The organism is Afipia clevelandensis ATCC 49720, assembly GCF_000336555.1.
Classification (GTDB): domain Bacteria; phylum Pseudomonadota; class Alphaproteobacteria; order Rhizobiales; family Xanthobacteraceae; genus Afipia; species Afipia clevelandensis.
The window spans coordinates 2,401,407-2,418,808 of sequence record NZ_KB375281.1; the positions used below are offsets into that span (position 1 = coordinate 2,401,407).

Here is a 17,402-nt window from a genome sequence, read left to right on the forward strand (position 1 = left end):
AGGAGTGATAACACGCACCAAGATGTGCACGTCGGGGAGACGTGCATTTGCACTGCAATAGGGTACAATTTGCCATGCGAACTGATGGTCGCAGCCGATTTCCACTATTTCCAGATGCCGGGGCTTGCGGCATGCCGCCCTGCACCTCATTGTCTACCGGTCAATCCGCCAGCCTCTCGCGAACCCTTCGGCATGTACAAGCTCTACTCGATGCAACGCTCCGGCAACAGCTACAAGGTCCGCCTTGCGCTGGCGTTGCTGAACGCGCCGTACAAGGCGATCGAGGTGGACATCCTGCGCGGCGAAAGCCGCACGCCGGAATTTCTCGCGCGCAATCCATCAGGCCAGGTGCCGCTGCTGGAAGTCGCCGACGGACGTTATCTCGCAGAGTCGAATGCGATCCTCTGGTATGTCGCCATCGGTACATCATTGGCGCCGGAAGACCGCATCGACCGCGCGCAGGCGCTGCAGTGGATGTTCTTCGAGCAGCATGCGCTGGAGCCGAGCGTCGGCGCGGCCTATTTCTGGCTGGTGCTGGTGCGCGGCGGACGCGACCTGCAGACCCATTCGCTGGAAGACTGGATGGAGCGCGGCTACGCGGCGCTGCGGGTGATGGAAAACCATCTCAAGACCCACGACTATTTCGCGGCGGGCCACCTCACCGTCGCCGACATCGCGATGTACGGCTACACTCATGTCGCCAACCAGTGCGACTTCGACCTCACCGGGTATCCGTCGGTCCGCGCCTGGCTGAAGCGGGTCGAGAGCGAGCCGCGCTTCGTCTCGATGGCATGGAAGCCCGCCGAGGTGATGGCGCCCGGCACAGTGCCGGGAACCGAGACAGACCTTACCGCCGAAGCCTGATTCCGCCCGTTCCGAGGCCGGGATACCGGGCATAACCTGCTGATTTTTCTCAGGTTGCCTCGGTTTAGCCATGTTTGGCGGGGCCGTGCCGCAATGTTGACAGCGATTCCTGAGATTTTGTGACGGGGTGATTCGCTGCCTGTTTTGAGGATTCACGACCATGCTCCGGTCGCCGGTTTCAGGAATTGGTTTCGGACTGCGGTCTGCGCGCTTTGCGCCTGCCCGATTGTCGAACGCGCTCGCCGCCTCGCTCGCGGTGGCCTCGCTGTCGGTCTGCCTGCTCGTGACCGTCACGGTGCTGTCGATCAAGGTCGTGGCCGCCATGCCGATTTCCGGCTGACCCCCAAACTCCCTTTGCATCAGAACATTTTCTTCGATCGCACGGAGGCGCGCGATGGAGACACCGATGAAAACGCCGCTTGTCATGGTTTCAGCGACACTGACCGTCGCGATCATCCTTGTCGCGGGATTTCTGATCGCCACGCAGGCGCGCGGCCAGACCGCCGAGCCGCCGCGCGTGCGCTGTGTGGCGACGAAAACCATGACCGTCTGCGAGACGGGTCACGACCATTTGTGGAAAATGAAGAACGCGCCAGCGGCGATAAACGCAAAGCCGATCGCGTGATTCCAGCCCAGCGGCTCCTTCAGGTACAGCACCGAAAACCCGGCGAACACCACCAGCGTGATGACTTCCTGCATCGTCTTGAGCTGCGCGGCTGAATAGACCGCGCTGCCCCAGCGGTTGGCCGGCACCGCGAGCCAGTATTCAAAGAATGCGATGCCCCAGCTCACCATGATGACCAATGGCAGCGCGTGATCCTTGAACTTCAGGTGCCCGTACCAGGCGAAGGTCATGAAGACGTTGGAAAGCAGCAACATCAGGATCGGCAAGAGAAACGGCGACACCGTCGTGGGCATGGAAGTCCTTTCGGCAGATTATCTGGCAAGTCAGGGCTGAACCGCAGGCATGATGGGACCTGCAGGCAAGGGTGAATCTGAAAGCGTTTCCGGCATCCATATGTAGAACAGGATCAGGGCGCTTCCGGCAACAGCGGCGAGACAATAGAATGCCGCACTGTATCCGGCGGCCACGATGATCGCCCCGGCGACCGCCGTGCTCAGTGCTCCGCCGAGCCCCGCCGCCGTGGCAATCGCGCCCTGGCTGACATTGAAATGGCCAGTGCCCCTTGTCAGATCGGCCACCACCAGTGGAAACAGCGCGCCGTAGATTCCCGCTCCGATTCCGTCGAGCAGTTGCACGCCGACCAGCCACCATGGATTGTCGGAGAGCGGATACATCGCCCCGCGAAACGCCAGCACCGCCAGCGCCACGGCGAAGATCGGCTTTCGTCCCCATAGATCGGCTTTTTGTCCGACAATCACGGCCACCGGCACCATCACGAGTTGCGCGGCCACGATGCACGCGGACATCAGCGTGGTTGCAAGCGCGGGATTGGCCAGCGCGAGTTTCTGCCCGACCAGCGGCAACATGGCCGCGTTGGAAAAATGAAACAGTACGGTGACCGCCGCAAAGACCAGAAGCGGACGGCAGGTGAGCAGGACCCGAAAGCCGGACGGCTTTTTCTGTCCAACCGCTTCCTCGCTGCCGTCGAGGCCGCGCGCCAGCGCATCATCGATACTCGCCGCCGGGATCGACAGGGTTGCCATAACGCTGGCGACGGCCATCGCCGCCAGCAACCAGAACACCACAACAGGTCCGTAAAAATAGGCGAGACCGCCCGCGAGGACGGCCGACACCGCGTTTCCCGCATGATTGAACGCCTCGTTGCGCCCGATCCGCGCGGCGAAAGCCCTCGGCCCGACAATACCCAGTGTGATGGCGGCGATGGCCGGCGCGAAGATCGCGGCCGCGGTCCCGGCAAAAGCCTGAGTGGCGGCCACCAGCCAGAATTGCGGCACCAGCGGCAGGACTAGGCAGGCCACGGTCACCGCAATCGCGGCAGCCACCACCAGCGCCCGTTTCGCCTTACTGGCGTCTATCAGCGCGCCCGCCGGTGTTTGCGCGGCGATGCCCGCCAGCGCGGCCACGGACATGACGATACCGATGCTCGCTTCATTCCACTTCTGCTCGGTCAAAAGGTAGATCGCCAGATATGGCCCCAACCCGTCGCGGACATCGGCCAGAAAGAAATTCAGGGCATCCAGAGGCCGCTGGGCTTGCGTGGCAGCGATCGTGGACACTTGATTTCGTTCCTTGTCGGGACCCTCGAAAATGCGCGGACCCGGGAAAAGTTCCGCCCCCTGTGGACAACCGCCCGCTGTCACATGTCTGTTGTCGTCGTCCCCTAGCGTCCAATCGCACGATCCGCCCCCCGTCACGGATCGCGCGTTCGGGCGGTCCCCGGCTGCGTAAATCCCCTCTGCGCTGAATCCAGCCGGGGCCGCATTTTTTGACCGAAGCCGCTGCTGTTCCAATCCGCGTTATCGCTTTCGATCAATGCCCTGTATCCGCTATAACCGGCCTCAAGCGTTGACCGTCTCTTCGATCCCGGCACAGGTTTCATGATCCGCTGTTTCTATGTGGCCATCGTCATGGCCGTCGTCGCTCTCATTTTGCTGCCGTTCCAGCTTGCCGGCATCCTGCTCAACAACCGCCTGCAGCGCATCGTCCCGAACCTGTTTCATCGCACGGCCTGCGCCGTGATCGGCATCCGCATCAATCAGGCCGGCGAGCGCACGCGCGAAAGCCCGGTGCTGATCCTCTCCAACCACGCCTCGTGGCTCGACATCATCGTGCTCGGCGCCATCGCGCCGGTGGTGTTCGTCGCCAAGTCCGAAGTCGCGAACTGGCCGCTGTTCGGCCAACTGGCCAAACTCCAGCGCACCGTGTTTGTCGAGCGCGAGCGCCGCCATAAGACCGGCGATGCCGCCCGGGCCATGAGCGAGCGGCTGATCGGCGGCGATGCCGTCGTTCTCTTTCCCGAAGGCACTTCCAGCGACGGCATCCGCATCCTGCCATTTCGTTCGGCGCTGATCGGCGCGGTGCATCACGCCATCGGCGATTCCACTCATCACGATCGCGTCACTGTGCAGCCGGTGTCGCTGGCCTATGTCCGCTTCGGCGGCGTTCCGGTCGGCCGGGCGCTGCGCGAGAAAGTGGCTTGGTACGGCGATGTCGATTTGGTGCCGCATCTGCTCGGCGTGTTCGCGTCGGGCGCGGTCGATGTCACGGTGAGCTGGGGCGCGCCGGTGAGCTACGGCATGGACGCCAACCGCAAGGAGATCGCGCGGGAGGCCGAAAACGCGGTGCGGCGCATGACGGCGCACGCTTTGCGCTCGCCTGCGGCGCAGCCGTCAGGTAGTGAGGACGTGGCGGCAGGTGCCGTCCCGGTCTTTGAACAAACCTGACGGATCAAGAATCATGGACATCAGAAATCTGGGCGGCTCCGGCCTGCGCGTGTCCGCGGTCGGCCTCGGCTGCAACAATTTCGGCCAGCGCACCGACCTCGAAACATCGCGCAAGGTGATCCACAAGGCGATCGACATTGGCATCACGCTGTTCGACACCGCCGACATCTATGCCGGACGCGGCGGCTCGGAGACCGTTCTTGGCGAAGTGCTCGGCAATCGCCGCAAGGACATCGTGCTCGCCACCAAGTATTCCAAGCCGATGAGTGACGACGGCACGAAACAGGGCGCATCGCGGCGCTACATCATGAGCGCTGTGGAGGACAGCTTGCGCCGCCTCAAGACAGATTACATCGACCTTTACCAGCAGCACGATTTCGATCCGCTGACCCCGATTGAAGAAACGCTGCGCGCGCTGGAAGACCTGATCCGTCAGGGCAAGGTGCGTTACATCGGCTGCTCGAATTTCCCGGCCTGGCGCGTCGCCGAGGCGCAATTCACCGCGCGCGGCATCAACACCCACGCCTTCGTGTCGTGCCAGGACGAATACAGCCTGATCGTGCGCGACATCGAAAAGGATCTGCTGCCAGCGGCGCAGGCCTACAATCTCGGGCTGCTGCCGTTCTTTCCGCTCGCCAGCGGCCTACTGACAGGGAAGTACAAGCGCGGCGAACCCGCGCCCGCCGATACCCGTTTCGCCAAGATGAAGTATCTCAGCGACCGCTACATGACCGACCGGAATTTCGGCATCGTGGCGAAGCTGCAGGAGTTCGCCAGCGCCCACGGCAGGACCATGCTGGAACTGGCGTTCTCATGGCTTGCGGCGCGGCCGCAGGTCTCGAGCGTGATCGCCGGCGCCACGCGCGTCGAGCAGATCGAGCAGAATGTCAAAGCCATCGGCTGGAAGCTGACAGCGGAGGACATGGCGGAGATTGATCAGATCACGAAGGGTTGAGATGTCACTCACTCTCGTCATTGCGAGCGAAGCGAAGCAATCCACTCTTCGAGAGAAAAGCTGGATTGCTTCGTCGCTACGCTCCTCGCAATGACGAAGCCAACTGCTACACCACCAACCCCTGCACCGCCTTCGCGGAGCTGCTGTCCGGAAACACCGTGTCCGCCAGCACGCGCTCGCCGAGGCCGAGATGATCGCGCAGCACGCCCTTGATGACACCGCGCAGATCGGTGGTCGGCTTCAGGTCGCGGCCTTCATAGAGGCTTGCAGCCTTCAGTCCGGGCCAGTCCGAAATCACGCGCCCGCCATTGACCGCGCCGCCCGCGAGCAGCGCGATGGTGCCGGTGCCATGATCGGTGCCGTCGGTGCCGTTGATGCGCGCAGTGCGGCCGAATTCAGTGGCGACCACAATCACGGTGTCGCGCCAGCGTTCGCCGAGGCCGCTCTCGAATTCCGCCAGCGCACCATCGAGACCACCCAGCAATTGCGCGAGACGCCCGACGGGGCCACCCTCGTTCGCATGGGTGTCCCAGCCGTCGAAGGCCAGCGCCGCGAGGCGCGGGCCGTCATCCGCCGCCATCAATCGTGCCGCGCCCTTGGCCGCGAGTTTCATTCCGGCTGCGCCATTCATGCCGGGCTTCGGCTTCATGCTCTCGTCGCGCGCCGCGATCCTGTCGATCTGCAAGCCCTGCGACAGCGCCGCCGCCAGCGCGGGATCGCGATGGGAGTAGAGATTCATCAGGCGCAACGCGGTGTCGTCGGCGGCCTGCGGGATATAGGGCGGCACCCAGCCGACCGTCGGCGCGGCGCCGCGCAGCACCAGCGGCGTGGTCGGGCCGACCGCGAGCCCGCTCATGACGCGCTCGCCACGCGGCAGCGCTTCCAGTGCGCGGTTGAGCCAGCCGCTTTGCACGCGCCCGGGCCCGGCAAAGCCGCTTTCCAGCACATCCTGCCCGTCAAAATGCGACCGCTCGCGATACGACGTCGCCACCGCATGAACCACGGCGGCCTTCCTGTCCTTGTACATCCGCGCGAACTCCGGCATCGCCGGATGCAGAGCGAAGAAGGAATCGAGCGCGATGGCCGCATGCGGACCTTCGCGCGACAGTGCGATCGACCCATGCAGCGCGGCGTAGTCCGGATCGCCCACCGGCGCGACGGTGGCGAGGCCATCCAGCGCACCGCGCAGGATGATGGTGACGAAGCGTGGATCGCGGCCATCCTTCGCGCGCGCGAATTTCGGCAGGTAAGCCCAGGCCGCGAAGGCCGCCGATCCCATGAGCAGGGAGCGGCGCGTGATCCCGCGCCCAGCGTGGCTTTCGCAACAGTCGGATGACAGGCCGGACATGCTCATCTCCTCTGAAACTCGGGCGACATCAGCAATAGCGCAAGGGCCTGCTGTTTCGATTCCGCCCGTTCGATGGTCTGCCGCGTTTCGCCGGAAGCGGCCTCGCCCGCCACCACATCGAGCAGCGCACGCGGATCGACACTGTCGCCGATACGCGAGGAAATCTGCGAGGCGATATCGAGACGCAGCTTGATGCCTTCGGGCGCGGCCCATGCGGCATTGGTGTCGGCGAAACCATTGGGACCGGCGGGCGTCCAGAGCGGCTGGCCGAGCACGTTCAGGCCGCCGAGATAACGCTGCGGGTCTTCGGGAATGCGGCCCATCATGCGGCCCGAGGCCACCAGGTATTCGTATGGCATCCGGATCTTGGTCATCGGCGCGCGCCATGCCTCATCCGCATCCACCAGCGCCAGCGTCATCGCGCGCAGGTCGCCGCCGGTCTTCCTGAAGGTGGCCTCCAGCTTCGCCACCAGCGCGGGCGGCGGATCGTCGGCAATGAAGTGGCGCACGAACTTCGTGGCGATGAACTTCGCCGTCGAAGGATGGCGCGCGATATCGGCCAGCGCGGCCTCTCCCTGCGCGACGCCGGTGTCCTCATAGACCTTGCCGAGCAGTTTCTGCGGCCCCGGCTCATGGGCGTTCGGAAAAAAGACAAAGGTGCCGGGCGGCGCGAGCCGTCCGTCGCGCCCGGCGAAGGTCCAGCCGGTGATGATGCGCGCCAGCGATGTCACATCGGCCTGCGTGTAGCCGCCGTTCACGCCGAGGGTGTGCAACTCCATGATCTCGCGGGCGAGATTTTCATTCAGGCCGCGCTTGCGATTCTGTCCGGCGCGTGACTGCGGACCGAACGAGCGCTGGTTGTCGAGAAAGAACAACATCGCCGGGTGCTGCTCCACCGCACGCAGCATGTCGCCGAACTGACCGAGCACATGCGGCCGGATCGCTTCACGCTCGAACGCGCCGGACCAGATTCGCGCCAGCGCGCCCTTGCTGGCCGAGGTACAGAAATGATTGGACCAGAACACCACCAGCCGCTCGACAAAACCGCACTCCGCGATGGTGGCGCGCTGCAGCCGCGCCAGCGCCTCGGCGCGAAAGGTTTTCTGGATTACGTTGAGCGGCTTCGGCGGCTCCTTCGGCTGCGCTGTTTTCGGTAGCATCGCCTCGGTCTTGCTGTCGCCCTGCATCGTCTCGCGCATCGCCGTCATCTCGGCGGGCTTGTCCGCCGCGGATGACATGGCCGCATCCGTTTTCGCGGCCTCGCGCTGCTGCTTCACGTCCTTCTGATAATCGAACACCATCTGCGCCAGCGCGGGCGACGGCAGCAAACCCGGCGCATCGAGCAGCGCCGCGTTGGGCCGCCCCAGTTCCGCCCTCACAAAGCCGCGCGGATCGGACGCCGCGCTGGACAGGTCGCCGGCCGCGCCGCCGCGCGCACCCAATCCGAACCGGTTGAGTGCGACCAGAGCGCCTTGCGGGTCACGCGCCATTGCTGGAACTCACGATTGATCTCAAAGGCCGGTTGGCCGAATATGTTTGCGAGTATGCGTCATCGGCGCATGAACGTCACATGAAGGATTTGGCGGCGTTGTGAACGAGATCGTGACCAGACCACTCGCGAATGCCGCCGGGCAGCGGACGCTGAGTTGCGCGCGGTGCGGAACAGCGTTCACCTGCAACCTGTCCGGTTCCTGCTGGTGCTCGGACGAGACGGCGAAACTGCCGCTGCCTGCGGAGGGCGAGGACTGCCTGTGTCAGGCGTGCCTGCGGGCGGCGGCGGCGCGGACGATTTCTCCGCCCTAGCAACGTCATTGCGAACGAAGCGAAGCAATCCAGCTTTGCTCACATGGATTGCTTCGTCGCTTGCGCTCCTCGCAATGAAGGCACGCTAACCACTACACCGCATATCCCGGCGACTTGCGCGCCATGCTGCCGAATGCATCCAGCAGTTTCTCGCGCCAGGCGTAAACCGGATCGTCTTCCGTCAACAGCTTGAACGCACTGGTCGCACGCGCCCACTGGAACGGGCCGAATACGATGTAGTCAGCGTAGTTCGGCGACGCGCCGCCGATAAAGGGTTGCGTCTTGAGCGTGAGCCGCATCGGGTTCAGCGCGTTGCGAAAACCTTCCACCGCCTGATCGCGATTGGCCGCCGCGTCTTCCAGCGTTTTGCCGAGGCGCGCTTCGCGGGTCTTGCGGAAGTAATCCTGATCGACAGGACGCAGCAGGCCGTGAATATCCGCCGCGATCATCGGAAAGATTCCGCCGAGGACGACGGTGTCGCCCCACCAGTTCAGCATCCGCCCCATGGCGCGGCCGCCCTCGCCGCCGAACAGCGACGGGCGATCCGGATAGGTGTCTTCGAGATAGTTCGCGATCGCCCACGAATCCGCGACGGCGGTCTCGCCGTCGAGCAACACCGGCACCTTGTCCGACTGATGCGGCGCGATGGCCTCTTTTTCGGTGAAGCGCCAGGGAATCGTTTCGGCCTTGATCTCCTTGTGCGCTAGCGCCATGCGCGTGCGCCAGCAATACGGGCTGAACACACGCTCGGTTTCGGTGCCGCAGAGTTCAAACAGTTTGCGCGCTACAGCCATTGCCTCAACCTCTCACGACCGAAGCGGTCTGCCCGAACAGAACCTTCTTCTGCTCGTCAGTGAATGTCTTGCCGAGACTTGAATTCACCGTCGGCCCGACCGCATAGGCGCGCACGGTCGCCGGTTTCGCCTTGATGGTCTCAAACCAGCGCTTGAGATGCGGGAAGTCTTCCAGCTTCTGGCCCTGCCGTTCATAGGGCACGATCCACGGATACGCCGCCATGTCGGCAATGGAGTAATCGCCTGCGACATAGTCGCGATCGGCAAGGCGGCGGTTGAGCACGCCGTAAAGCCGGTTGGTCTCGTTGACATAGCGGTCGATGGCATAGGGAATTTTTTCGGGCGCATAGTTGCTGAAGTGATGGTTCTGCCCGGCCATCGGGCCGAGGCCGCCCATCTGCCACATCAGCCACTGGATCACATCGAAGCGCTTGCGCAGATCGGACGGCAAAAACTTGCCGGTCTTTTCGGCGAGATAGATCAGGATCGCGCCGGATTCGAAAATCTTCACCGGAGCGCCACCGTCCGCAGGCGCATGGTCGATCATCGCCGGCATGCGATTGTTCGGCGAGAACGCCAGAAAGTCGGGCTTGAACTGATCGCCGGTGCCGATGTTCACCGGGTGAATCGTGTACGGAAGGCCGGCTTCTTCGAGAAACATCGTGATCTTGTGGCCGTTCGGCGTCGGCCAGTAATAGAGGTCGATCATCTTTTTTCCTTGGCTTGATCCGCGGGGCTTAAGGCCCGGCGATGCGCGCGGCAAAGTCAATGCGATTGCATGAAACTCGCCCAAGGGGCCGGTGTCAAGCGCGCCCGCCCCTGCTGCGCGGCTTTCGCGCGGCCGGTTCGGTCACAAAAAAATGACGGCGCCACGCAGAGGAGACACGCGGCGCCGTCATCACCTTACGACCGGGAGAGCGCCCGGGTCGAAGGCATCACATCCCGAGAATCGCGATGTCCTTCACCGTGCCGCTGACGCCGGAGATCTTCGCGGCTTCCGTCGCCTTGCCGGTGGCCAGATCGACGCTGTAGAGCGTGTCGCCGGCCATCATCCAGGCTTCATTCTTGCCGTTGCCATCCGACCAGATGTCGAATGCCGCGGTCGTGGGCTTGATGCCGAGCTTGCCGACCGCGCCGAGCACGCCGTCATTTGGCGGCGCCTGCTTGATCAAGCCGCCGATCGTCGCGTCGATATTGTAAAGCGCGGTTTCCTTGGTGCCCTTCACCGAGTTGGTGTAGGCGCCGGCCACGATGTTCGGCTTCTCGCCCTTGTGCATGTCGGCGTCGGCATATTTGTGATCGCCATCCTTGGTGACCTTTCCGTCATCGACATTGGCGCGCAAGTTCATGCCGTCCGCGCCCATGACCCGCAGACGATCCGCCACGGGATTGAAATCCACCGTTACCGCAACGCCCTTGGCGATCATGGTGTCGAGCTTCGATTTCATTGTGGCCTTTCCGTCCTTGGCGATGGTCACCACGGTGCCGTCGTCGACCAGTCCGTACAGCATGCCGTCGGCAGGACGCACATCAATCCCGACCAGCGCACCGGAAATGCCGGTGACCTTTACGGAACCGATCGCCTTCTTCTGGGCGGTGTCGACCGTCGCGATCGTATCATTGCCGACAAGAGCCGCGACCTGGGCCGCATTGGCTGCGGCAGACGTCATCAAAAGTGCGGCGGACGCGGCCAAAACAGAACGAATCTTCATAGAGAGCTCCTGTGTTTCGACGGTCCCTCCGGACAAGGTGCGGGGACCGATACAGGCGATACCGGCGGCAACGACCAACGGATGCACGCCTTCCCAAAATTTTTTTGGCGCGCGTGCATCCAAATGCCGCACCGACGAAGTATAAAGGCCATGCAAACTCCGCTGGATGACCGACGCCTTGGACGCCCGCACACAAAGTTCCCTGCTGGATCACGCGCGCAACGCTCAACTTGCGGCTGCGCTGGCGCGATGCGCCGTGGGTGACCGCAGCGCGCTCCAGATGATCTACGACAGCGAGTCCGCGCGCATGATTGGCGTCACCCGCCGCATCCTGATCCGCCAGGATCTGGCTGAGGAAGCGGTGCACGACGCATTTGTGCGGATCTGGCAGGGCGCAGCGGGATTCGACCCCCAGCGCGGCAGCGCGATTGGCTGGCTTTATGCCATCGTTCGCAACCGCGCACTCAGCATCTATCGCAGCGAACACCGTTACGACCCGGCCGACGAGATTCACGAGATCACGGCCGACGATGCCATGTCGCGGCTGCCCGAAACGAGCGCCCTTCGCCGCTGCCTCGAAGCGATCGAGCGCCCGCGCCGAGACGTCGTGGTGCTTGCCTATGCACACGGCATGAGTCATGGCGAACTCGCCGGGCGCCTCAAGGTGCCACTTGGCACGGTCAAGAGCTGGGTGCGCCGCAGCCTGATCTCGCTTCAGGAGTGCATGGGATGAGCATGCAGGACGAGCGCGACGATATGGCCGCCGACTACGTCATGGGTCTGCTCGGCGACGCGGACGCAGCGGCTGCGGAAAATCGCATGCAGACCGACGCGGTGTTTGCGCGCGCGGTCAATGCATGGCGCGAACGGCTTGCGGATTTCGACGCCTCCGCCGAACCGGTCAAGCCCGGACCTGACCTGTGGAAGCGCATCGCAGAAACCACGGGAAAGGAATCCGTCAGCGCACTTCCCGGCATACGCAACGCGATGATCGGCGCGACGATATGGAACGACCTGAAGTTCTGGCGAACGGCCGGGCTCGCCAGCGGCCTTGCGGCACTGTTCTTCGCCGTGATCGCCATCGGCGCAATCTCGACCTCCAAAGAATTGCGCCGCGATCTGGTCGCACTGGCACAGAGCAAGCCGGTCTATGTCGCGATTCTCGTCAACGACAACACGAGGGAAGCGGGCGCCGTGGTCAATGCGTTCGCGAACGGCCGCGTCGAGTTGATCCCGCTGAGGGCAATCGACGTGCCGCCCGGCCGCGCATTGCAGGTCTGGACCTTGTGGGACCGCGCCATCGGCCCCAAGTCGATCGGCCTGACAAACCGGTCGCGCACGCTGCAGCTCGATCTCAGCGCACTTCCGGAAACAGCGGCCGATCAGTTGTTCGAGATCACGCTCGAACCGGAGGGCGGATCGCCGATCGGCAGGCCGACAGGCCCGATCCTGTTCAAAGGGAACGCAGCCCGCACGCTGTAACCTTATTCCACCGCCTTCTTCGGCTCCACGATTTCAAATCCGGTCGAGAACTCATCGAGCAGGCCGAACAGCTCGCGCAGCTTGAACGGATTGCCGCCCACCGACACGTCGCCGGTCAATACGCTGCCGAGGAAGGTCCGCTGCTTGAGTGTGATGGCGTCGAGCGCGGCGCGCGTCAGGGTCACGCTGGCGTCGGCGTTGTCGGAGAGCTTGCCCGCGGTGTGGGTGAGCGCGGAGTTCTCCAGATTCATCACATAGGTCTGGTTGAGATCGGTGAAGGTCCAGTTGATGACGATTTTCTTGCCTTCAGCCTTCGCCGCGTTCAACCGCACACCGAGGAAATCGAACGCAAGATCAATCGAAATGCCCTTCAGCAGTTCGGCATTCACCAGCGCGGGCGGCTGCGGGCCGACGCCCTTGCGCAATTCCAGCGCGCCGAGCAGGTAGGCGTTGCGCCAGGTTGCGGTCTCGCTCTGATAGCCGAGCTGTTCGAGCGCATCCGCGCCAAGCTCGCGCGCCTCCCTGTTGGCCGGATCGGCGAACACCAACTTGCTCATCACGCTGGCGACCCAGCGATACTGTCCGGCCTTGTAATCCTCGCGCGCGCGTTTGATAGCCGCCTCCGCGCCGCCCATATATTCCACCTGCTTCTTCGCTTCTTCGGCGCGCGGCAGCGGATTGAGGTCGGCGGGATTGGCGTTGTACCAGCCGAGATAGAACTGATAGACCGCCTTGGCGTTGTGACTGAGCGAGCCGTAATAGCCGCGCGAGGCCCAGTCGTTCGCCAGCGACGGCGGCAGCTTCAACTGTTCGGCAATCTCGGTCGGCGTCAGGCCGTGGTTGAGCAGGCGCACGGTCTGGTCGTGGATGAACTTGTAGAGATCGCGCTGCTTGCCCAGATAGGCGACGATGCGCTCGTTGCCCCACATCGGCCAGTGATGCTGCGCGATCACCGCGTCCGTCTTGTCGCCATAGCGCGCGATGGCCTCGCTGATATAGCGCGACCACAACCGGCCATCGCGGATTTCCGCGCCGCGGAGCGTGTAGAGATTGTGCATGTTATGGGTGGCGTCTTCCGCCATGTTCAGCAGCCTGAACTGGGGGAAGTACATGATCATCTCGCTGGGCGCCTCCGAACCGGGCACCAGATGAAACTCGATCTCCACGCCGTCGATCTTACGGGTTTCGTAGGATTGCTTGATCACATCGTTCGGCGGGATCAGCGAAATCGACCCCATGGCGAGCGCCTTGCCGAGACCGGTGTCGATCTGCGCGCGGTCGCCCACCGGCAATGCGCTGCCGAACTGGTATTGCGCGCGGCGTGACATCGCATTGCCCGCGATGACGTTCTCCGCCACCGCATGTTCCATGAAGCCGTCCGGCGCGATCACCTTGACCTTGCCCGACTTGGCGTCGTCCTCGGTGATGACGCCCTTGGCGCCGCCGAAGTGATCGGCATGGCTGTGGCTGTAGATCACCGCCGCCACCGGCTTGGCGGGCCGGTTCTTCAGGTAGAGATCGAGCGCAGCCCTAGCGGTCTCGTTCGACAGCAGCGGGTCGATCAGGATCAGGCCGGTATCGCCCTCGATGATGGTGAGATTGGCAAGGTCGATCCCGCGCACCTGATAGACCCGCTCCGTCACCTTGAAGAGACCGTTGATGGCGTTGAGCTGCGCCTGCCGCCACAGGCTGGGATTGACCGTGGCCGGGACCTGATCGCTTTTGAGGAAATCGTACTGTTTGGTGTTGAAGGCCGGCTTGCCGGTAGGCCCGGGAACGATGCCGTCCGGCAATGTCGCGATGAAGCCGCGCCGCGCATCCTCGAAATCGGCCCGGTCATTGAACGGCAGCGTCTTGAGAAAGGCGTCATTGACCGCACGGCTGGCAGGTTCAGCATCCTTCGACTGGGCGAAGGATGGCGTTAGCGGCGCGACGGCAAACAGAGCTACGGCCAGCAATCTGGCGGTGCATGTATACGGCATGAGACCTCCCCGGACTTGTCGCGCGGCTTTCGGCATGCACCGCACGTTGGTTCCAGCCTAGCAGGACATCTGCACAGGTTTCATCGCAAACTTCGCCCCTCCCGCCGAAGAAATCGCCCTTTTCTCTCCACGCTTCGCGCCCCATATTCCGCCCATGGCGAAGAACCCCGATTCCGCGAAGAAGCCTCCGAAAACCCCGAAATCGAAAGCGCATCGTCCCGATGTGCAGCCGATCGGCCCTGCGCTGGCGGAGCTGTTGAACCCGGCGATCAACCGCGGCGATGCGGGCATGGGCTCGGGCACCGGCCTGCAGCCGCCACCGGACAATTCAAAGGACCGGCGCTCGGGCGGCGAGGCCGCAATCCACCGCGCCCGGAAATCGACGCCGAAGGATTTTGTGCAAGGCGAGCCGCGCCCGACCCCGCTGCAACCGGCCCCGCAGCCTCCCGGCGCGAGAATCCAGACGTCGGGCGGTTTCGAGGAAGCCCCGCAGGCCAACTACGGCACCAGCGCGCCGATCCCGACCCTCGATCCCGAACTGGCAAAGCAGCTCGGCTACGATGTCGAAGATGACGACTCGTTCCGCCCCGCCCGCAACAAGATGGAAAGCCTCGGCGTCAAGGCGACCGCCGATGCACTGGAAAATCTCATTCGCGACGGGCGGCCCGAATTCCGTAAGGATGACGGCTCGCTGAAGGTCTGGACGCCGCATCGCCCGCCCCGCCCGGAGAAGTCCGAAGGCGGCGTGCGCTTTGAACTGAAATCCGACTATCAGCCGAAGGGCGACCAGCCCACCGCGATCAGGGAACTGGTCGAAGGCATCCAGCGCAACGACCGCACGCAGGTGCTGCTCGGCGTCACCGGCTCGGGCAAGACCTACACCATGGCGCAGGTGATCGAGGCTACGCAGCGCCCGGCGATCATCCTCGCGCCCAACAAAACGCTGGCGGCGCAGCTTTACGGCGAATTCAAGAGCTTCTTCCCCGACAACGCGGTCGAGTATTTCGTTTCGTATTACGACTACTACCAGCCCGAAGCCTATGTGCCGCGCACCGATACCTATATCGAGAAGGATTCCTCGATCAATGAGCAGATCGACCGGATGCGCCACTCCGCGACGCGCGCGCTGCTGGAGCGCGACGACGTTATCATCGTGGCGTCGGTGTCATGCATCTACGGTATCGGCTCGGTCGAGACCTACACCGCGATGACCTTCGCGATGAAGAAGGGCGAGCGCGTCGACCAGCGCCAGCTCATCGCCGATCTCGTCGCGCTGCAATACAAGCGCACGTCGGCGGATTTCACCCGCGGCACCTTCCGCGTGCGCGGCGACACTATCGACATCTTCCCGGCGCACTATGAAGACCGTTCGTGGCGCGTGAACATGTTCGGCGACACCATCGAAAGCATCGAGGAGTTCGATCCGCTCACCGGGCACAAGCAGGACGAGCTTGAGTTCATCAAGATCTACGCCAACTCGCATTATGTGACACCGCGCCCGACGCTGATTCAGGCGATGAAGAGCATCAAGGCCGAATTGAAATGGCGGCTCGATCAGTTGAACGCGCAGGGCCGCCTGCTTGAGGCGCAACGCCTCGAGCAGCGCACCACATTCGATCTGGAAATGATGGAGGCGACGGGCAGCTGCGCCGGCATCGAGAATTATTCGCGCTATCTGACCGGCCGCAAGCCGGGCGAGCCGCCGCCGACATTATTCGAGTATGTGCCGGACAACGCGCTGGTGTTCGCCGACGAAAGCCACGTCACCATTCCACAGATCGGCGCGATGTTCAAAGGCGACTTCCGCCGCAAGGCGACACTTGCGGAATATGGCTTCCGCCTGCCCTCTTGCATGGACAACCGCCCGCTGCGCTTTGAAGAGTGGGACATGATGCGCCCGCAATCGGTCGCCGTGTCGGCGACGCCGGGCGCCTGGGAACTGAACGAGAGCGGCGGCGTGTTCGTGGAGCAGGTCATTCGACCGACCGGACTGATCGACCCGCCGGTCAACATCCGCCCCGCCCGCACCCAGGTGGACGATCTGGTCGGCGAAGTGCGCGAGACCGCGCGCAACGGTTATCGCTCGCTGATCACAGTGCTGACCAAGCGCATGGCTGAAGACCTCACCGAATATCTGCATGAGCAGGGTATTCGTGTCAGGTACATGCACAGCGACATCGACACCATCGAGCGCATCGAGATCATCCGCGACCTGCGCCTCGGTGCCTTCGATGCGCTGGTGGGCATCAATCTGCTGCGCGAAGGCCTCGACATTCCGGAATGCGCGCTGGTCGCGATCCTCGATGCCGACAAGGAAGGCTTCCTGCGCTCGGAGACGTCACTGATCCAGACCATCGGCCGCGCCGCACGTAACGTCGACGGCAAGGTGATCCTGTACGCAGACCAGATCACCGGCTCGATGGAGCGCGCCATCGCCGAGACCGACCGTCGCCGCGAAAAGCAGGTCGAATACAACACAGCCCACGGCATCACGCCGGAGAGCATCAAGCGCGACATCGGCGACATTCTCGGCAGCGTTTACGAGCGCGATCATGTGCTGGTGGAAATCGGCGACGGCGGCATGGCCGACGACGCGGTCGCGATCGGTCACAACTTCGAGGCGGTGCTGGCCGATCTCGAAACCCGGATGCGCGAGGCCGCGGCCGATCTCAATTTCGAGGAAGCCGCGCGCCTGCGTGACGAGGTCAAGCGTCTCCGCGCCACTGAGCTCGCTGTGGTGGACGATCCGACCATCAAGCAGCGCGGCGTGCAGGCGAAGGCAGGCGCTTACGCCGGCAAGAAGAAGTACGGCGATGCCGCCAATCTTCCGGCGCAGCTTGATCGCGCGGCCGCAAAGATGAAATCGCGCGCGCGCAAGCCGACGCTGGATGAGATGGGACCGGGCACCGAGAGCAAGATCTTCCAGCCGACCAACTCGCGCCAGTCCGGCCCCGAATTCGGCGGTCGTCCAACGGGGTCACCCGGCCGCTCCACCGGCGGTGCGCCCGGCAAGCGCGGCGGATGGAAGAAGAGGTAGGCGTCTATTTGCCATCCCCCCTCGCCCCCTGCTAGGTCATCGTCAGATTTCCGAAT

The 17,402-nt window shown here is 63.6% G+C and carries 17 protein-coding genes; 9 read left to right on the plus strand and 8 right to left on the minus strand.

Translation table 11 applies throughout. The features are described 5' to 3' along the window. Positions 1–192 precede the first annotated feature (192 nt). The 3 genes from HMPREF9696_RS11455 (at position 193) to HMPREF9696_RS11465 (ending at position 1,489) form a co-directional block, all read left to right on the plus strand. Positions 193–864 carry a glutathione S-transferase family protein gene (locus HMPREF9696_RS11455; protein ID WP_002713170.1) on the plus strand — a complete coding sequence of 224 codons (672 nt, stop codon included), beginning with the start codon at positions 193–195 and terminating at the stop codon, positions 862–864. A gap of 160 nt (positions 865–1,024) precedes the next feature. After that, on the plus strand, positions 1,025–1,204 hold the full coding sequence (locus HMPREF9696_RS11460) for a hypothetical protein (RefSeq protein WP_002713171.1): 180 nt from the start codon (positions 1,025–1,027) through the stop codon (positions 1,202–1,204). Positions 1,205–1,270: 66 nt separating this feature from the next. After that, positions 1,271–1,489: a hypothetical protein gene (locus HMPREF9696_RS11465; protein ID WP_157170022.1), complete on the plus strand. Its 219-nt coding sequence runs from the start codon at positions 1,271–1,273 to the stop codon at positions 1,487–1,489. Here HMPREF9696_RS11465 and HMPREF9696_RS11470 read toward each other — a convergent pair. Then, positions 1,426–1,782: a DMT family protein gene (locus HMPREF9696_RS11470; protein WP_002713173.1), complete on the minus strand. Its 357-nt coding sequence runs from the start codon at positions 1,780–1,782 to the stop codon at positions 1,426–1,428. The genes HMPREF9696_RS11465 and HMPREF9696_RS11470 overlap by 64 nt on opposite strands. A 30-nt stretch (positions 1,783–1,812) precedes the next feature. Further along, the gene (locus HMPREF9696_RS11475; protein ID WP_002713174.1) at positions 1,813–3,066 is read right to left on the minus strand and encodes an MFS transporter; all 1,254 of its coding nucleotides are present in this window, start codon (positions 3,064–3,066) and stop codon (positions 1,813–1,815) included. Positions 3,067–3,387: 321 nt separating this feature from the next. Here HMPREF9696_RS11475 and olsA point away from each other — a divergent pair, with 321 nt between their 5' ends. Together olsA and HMPREF9696_RS11485 are read left to right on the plus strand one after the other, a co-directional pair. Beyond that, entirely contained in the window at positions 3,388–4,233 is an 846-nt protein-coding gene (olsA, locus tag HMPREF9696_RS11480; RefSeq protein ID WP_002713175.1) for a lyso-ornithine lipid O-acyltransferase, read from the plus strand. Positions 4,234–4,246: 13 nt separating this feature from the next. Continuing rightward, positions 4,247–5,188 carry an aldo/keto reductase gene (locus HMPREF9696_RS11485; RefSeq protein ID WP_002713176.1) on the plus strand — a complete coding sequence of 314 codons (942 nt, stop codon included), beginning with the start codon at positions 4,247–4,249 and terminating at the stop codon, positions 5,186–5,188. Positions 5,189–5,294: 106 nt separating this feature from the next. On the opposite strand, the gene HMPREF9696_RS11490 is transcribed toward HMPREF9696_RS11485, so the two are convergent. Beyond that, entirely contained in the window at positions 5,295–6,536 is a 1,242-nt protein-coding gene (locus tag HMPREF9696_RS11490; protein WP_002713177.1) for a DUF1501 domain-containing protein, read from the minus strand. A 2-nt stretch (positions 6,537–6,538) separates the two neighbouring features. After that, complete coding sequence (locus HMPREF9696_RS11495; protein ID WP_002713178.1) at positions 6,539–8,026, minus strand: DUF1800 domain-containing protein; 1,488 nt, start codon at positions 8,024–8,026, stop codon at positions 6,539–6,541. 100 nt (positions 8,027–8,126) lie between these two features. On the opposite strand from HMPREF9696_RS11495, the gene HMPREF9696_RS22035 reads away from it, so the two are divergent. Continuing rightward, complete coding sequence (locus HMPREF9696_RS22035) at positions 8,127–8,339, plus strand: cysteine-rich CWC family protein (RefSeq protein ID WP_245259223.1); 213 nt, start codon at positions 8,127–8,129, stop codon at positions 8,337–8,339. A 92-nt stretch (positions 8,340–8,431) separates the two neighbouring features. On the opposite strand, the gene HMPREF9696_RS11500 is transcribed toward HMPREF9696_RS22035, so the two are convergent. From HMPREF9696_RS11500 to HMPREF9696_RS11510, 3 genes are all read right to left on the minus strand, one after another. After that, positions 8,432–9,133 (minus strand): glutathione S-transferase family protein, encoded by a 702-nt coding sequence (locus HMPREF9696_RS11500; protein WP_002713179.1) that lies wholly within the window; start codon positions 9,131–9,133, stop codon positions 8,432–8,434. Between the two features lie 4 nt (positions 9,134–9,137). Further along, the gene (locus HMPREF9696_RS11505; protein ID WP_002713180.1) at positions 9,138–9,842 is read right to left on the minus strand and encodes a glutathione binding-like protein; all 705 of its coding nucleotides are present in this window, start codon (positions 9,840–9,842) and stop codon (positions 9,138–9,140) included. A 226-nt stretch (positions 9,843–10,068) separates the two neighbouring features. Then, on the minus strand, positions 10,069–10,845 hold the full coding sequence (locus tag HMPREF9696_RS11510; protein WP_002713181.1) for a DUF4394 domain-containing protein: 777 nt from the start codon (positions 10,843–10,845) through the stop codon (positions 10,069–10,071). 166 nt (positions 10,846–11,011) lie between these two features. On the opposite strand from HMPREF9696_RS11510, the gene HMPREF9696_RS11515 reads away from it, so the two are divergent. Together HMPREF9696_RS11515 and HMPREF9696_RS11520 are read left to right on the plus strand one after the other, a co-directional pair. Beyond that, positions 11,012–11,578 (plus strand): sigma-70 family RNA polymerase sigma factor, encoded by a 567-nt coding sequence (locus HMPREF9696_RS11515; RefSeq protein ID WP_002713182.1) that lies wholly within the window; start codon positions 11,012–11,014, stop codon positions 11,576–11,578. Continuing rightward, positions 11,575–12,327, plus strand: coding sequence for an anti-sigma factor (locus tag HMPREF9696_RS11520; RefSeq protein ID WP_002713183.1), 753 nt, complete (start codon positions 11,575–11,577; stop codon positions 12,325–12,327). The genes HMPREF9696_RS11515 and HMPREF9696_RS11520 overlap by 4 nt, the downstream gene beginning before the upstream one ends. Before the next feature lie 2 nt (positions 12,328–12,329). On the opposite strand, the gene HMPREF9696_RS11525 is transcribed toward HMPREF9696_RS11520, so the two are convergent. Beyond that, the gene (locus HMPREF9696_RS11525) at positions 12,330–14,309 is read right to left on the minus strand and encodes an alkyl/aryl-sulfatase (protein ID WP_002713184.1); all 1,980 of its coding nucleotides are present in this window, start codon (positions 14,307–14,309) and stop codon (positions 12,330–12,332) included. A 154-nt stretch (positions 14,310–14,463) separates the two neighbouring features. On the opposite strand from HMPREF9696_RS11525, the gene uvrB reads away from it, so the two are divergent. Further along, positions 14,464–17,346, plus strand: coding sequence for an excinuclease ABC subunit UvrB (gene uvrB, locus HMPREF9696_RS11530; protein WP_002713185.1), 2,883 nt, complete (start codon positions 14,464–14,466; stop codon positions 17,344–17,346). Positions 17,347–17,402 lie beyond the last annotated feature (56 nt).

Bases quoted from the DNA above. Each gene is read 5' to 3' on its own strand.
- HMPREF9696_RS11455 (WP_002713170.1), top strand. From the start codon at position 193: ATGTACAAGCTCTACTCGATGCAACGCTCCGGCAACAGCTACAAGGTC.
- HMPREF9696_RS11460 (WP_002713171.1), top strand. From the start codon at position 1,025: ATGCTCCGGTCGCCGGTTTCAGGAATTGGTTTCGGACTGCGGTCTGCG.
- HMPREF9696_RS11465 (WP_157170022.1), top strand. From the start codon at position 1,271: ATGAAAACGCCGCTTGTCATGGTTTCAGCGACACTGACCGTCGCGATC.
- HMPREF9696_RS11470 (WP_002713173.1), bottom strand. From the start codon at position 1,782: ATGCCCACGACGGTGTCGCCGTTTCTCTTGCCGATCCTGATGTTGCTG.
- olsA (WP_002713175.1), top strand. From the start codon at position 3,388: ATGATCCGCTGTTTCTATGTGGCCATCGTCATGGCCGTCGTCGCTCTC.
- HMPREF9696_RS11485 (WP_002713176.1), top strand. From the start codon at position 4,247: ATGGACATCAGAAATCTGGGCGGCTCCGGCCTGCGCGTGTCCGCGGTC.
- HMPREF9696_RS11490 (WP_002713177.1), bottom strand. From the start codon at position 6,536: ATGTCCGGCCTGTCATCCGACTGTTGCGAAAGCCACGCTGGGCGCGGG.
- HMPREF9696_RS11495 (WP_002713178.1), bottom strand. From the start codon at position 8,026: ATGGCGCGTGACCCGCAAGGCGCTCTGGTCGCACTCAACCGGTTCGGA.
- HMPREF9696_RS11500 (WP_002713179.1), bottom strand. From the start codon at position 9,133: ATGGCTGTAGCGCGCAAACTGTTTGAACTCTGCGGCACCGAAACCGAG.
- HMPREF9696_RS11505 (WP_002713180.1), bottom strand. From the start codon at position 9,842: ATGATCGACCTCTATTACTGGCCGACGCCGAACGGCCACAAGATCACG.
- HMPREF9696_RS11510 (WP_002713181.1), bottom strand. From the start codon at position 10,845: ATGAAGATTCGTTCTGTTTTGGCCGCGTCCGCCGCACTTTTGATGACG.
- HMPREF9696_RS11515 (WP_002713182.1), top strand. From the start codon at position 11,012: ATGACCGACGCCTTGGACGCCCGCACACAAAGTTCCCTGCTGGATCAC.
- HMPREF9696_RS11520 (WP_002713183.1), top strand. From the start codon at position 11,575: ATGAGCATGCAGGACGAGCGCGACGATATGGCCGCCGACTACGTCATG.
- HMPREF9696_RS11525 (WP_002713184.1), bottom strand. From the start codon at position 14,309: ATGCCGTATACATGCACCGCCAGATTGCTGGCCGTAGCTCTGTTTGCC.
- uvrB (WP_002713185.1), top strand. From the start codon at position 14,464: ATGGCGAAGAACCCCGATTCCGCGAAGAAGCCTCCGAAAACCCCGAAA.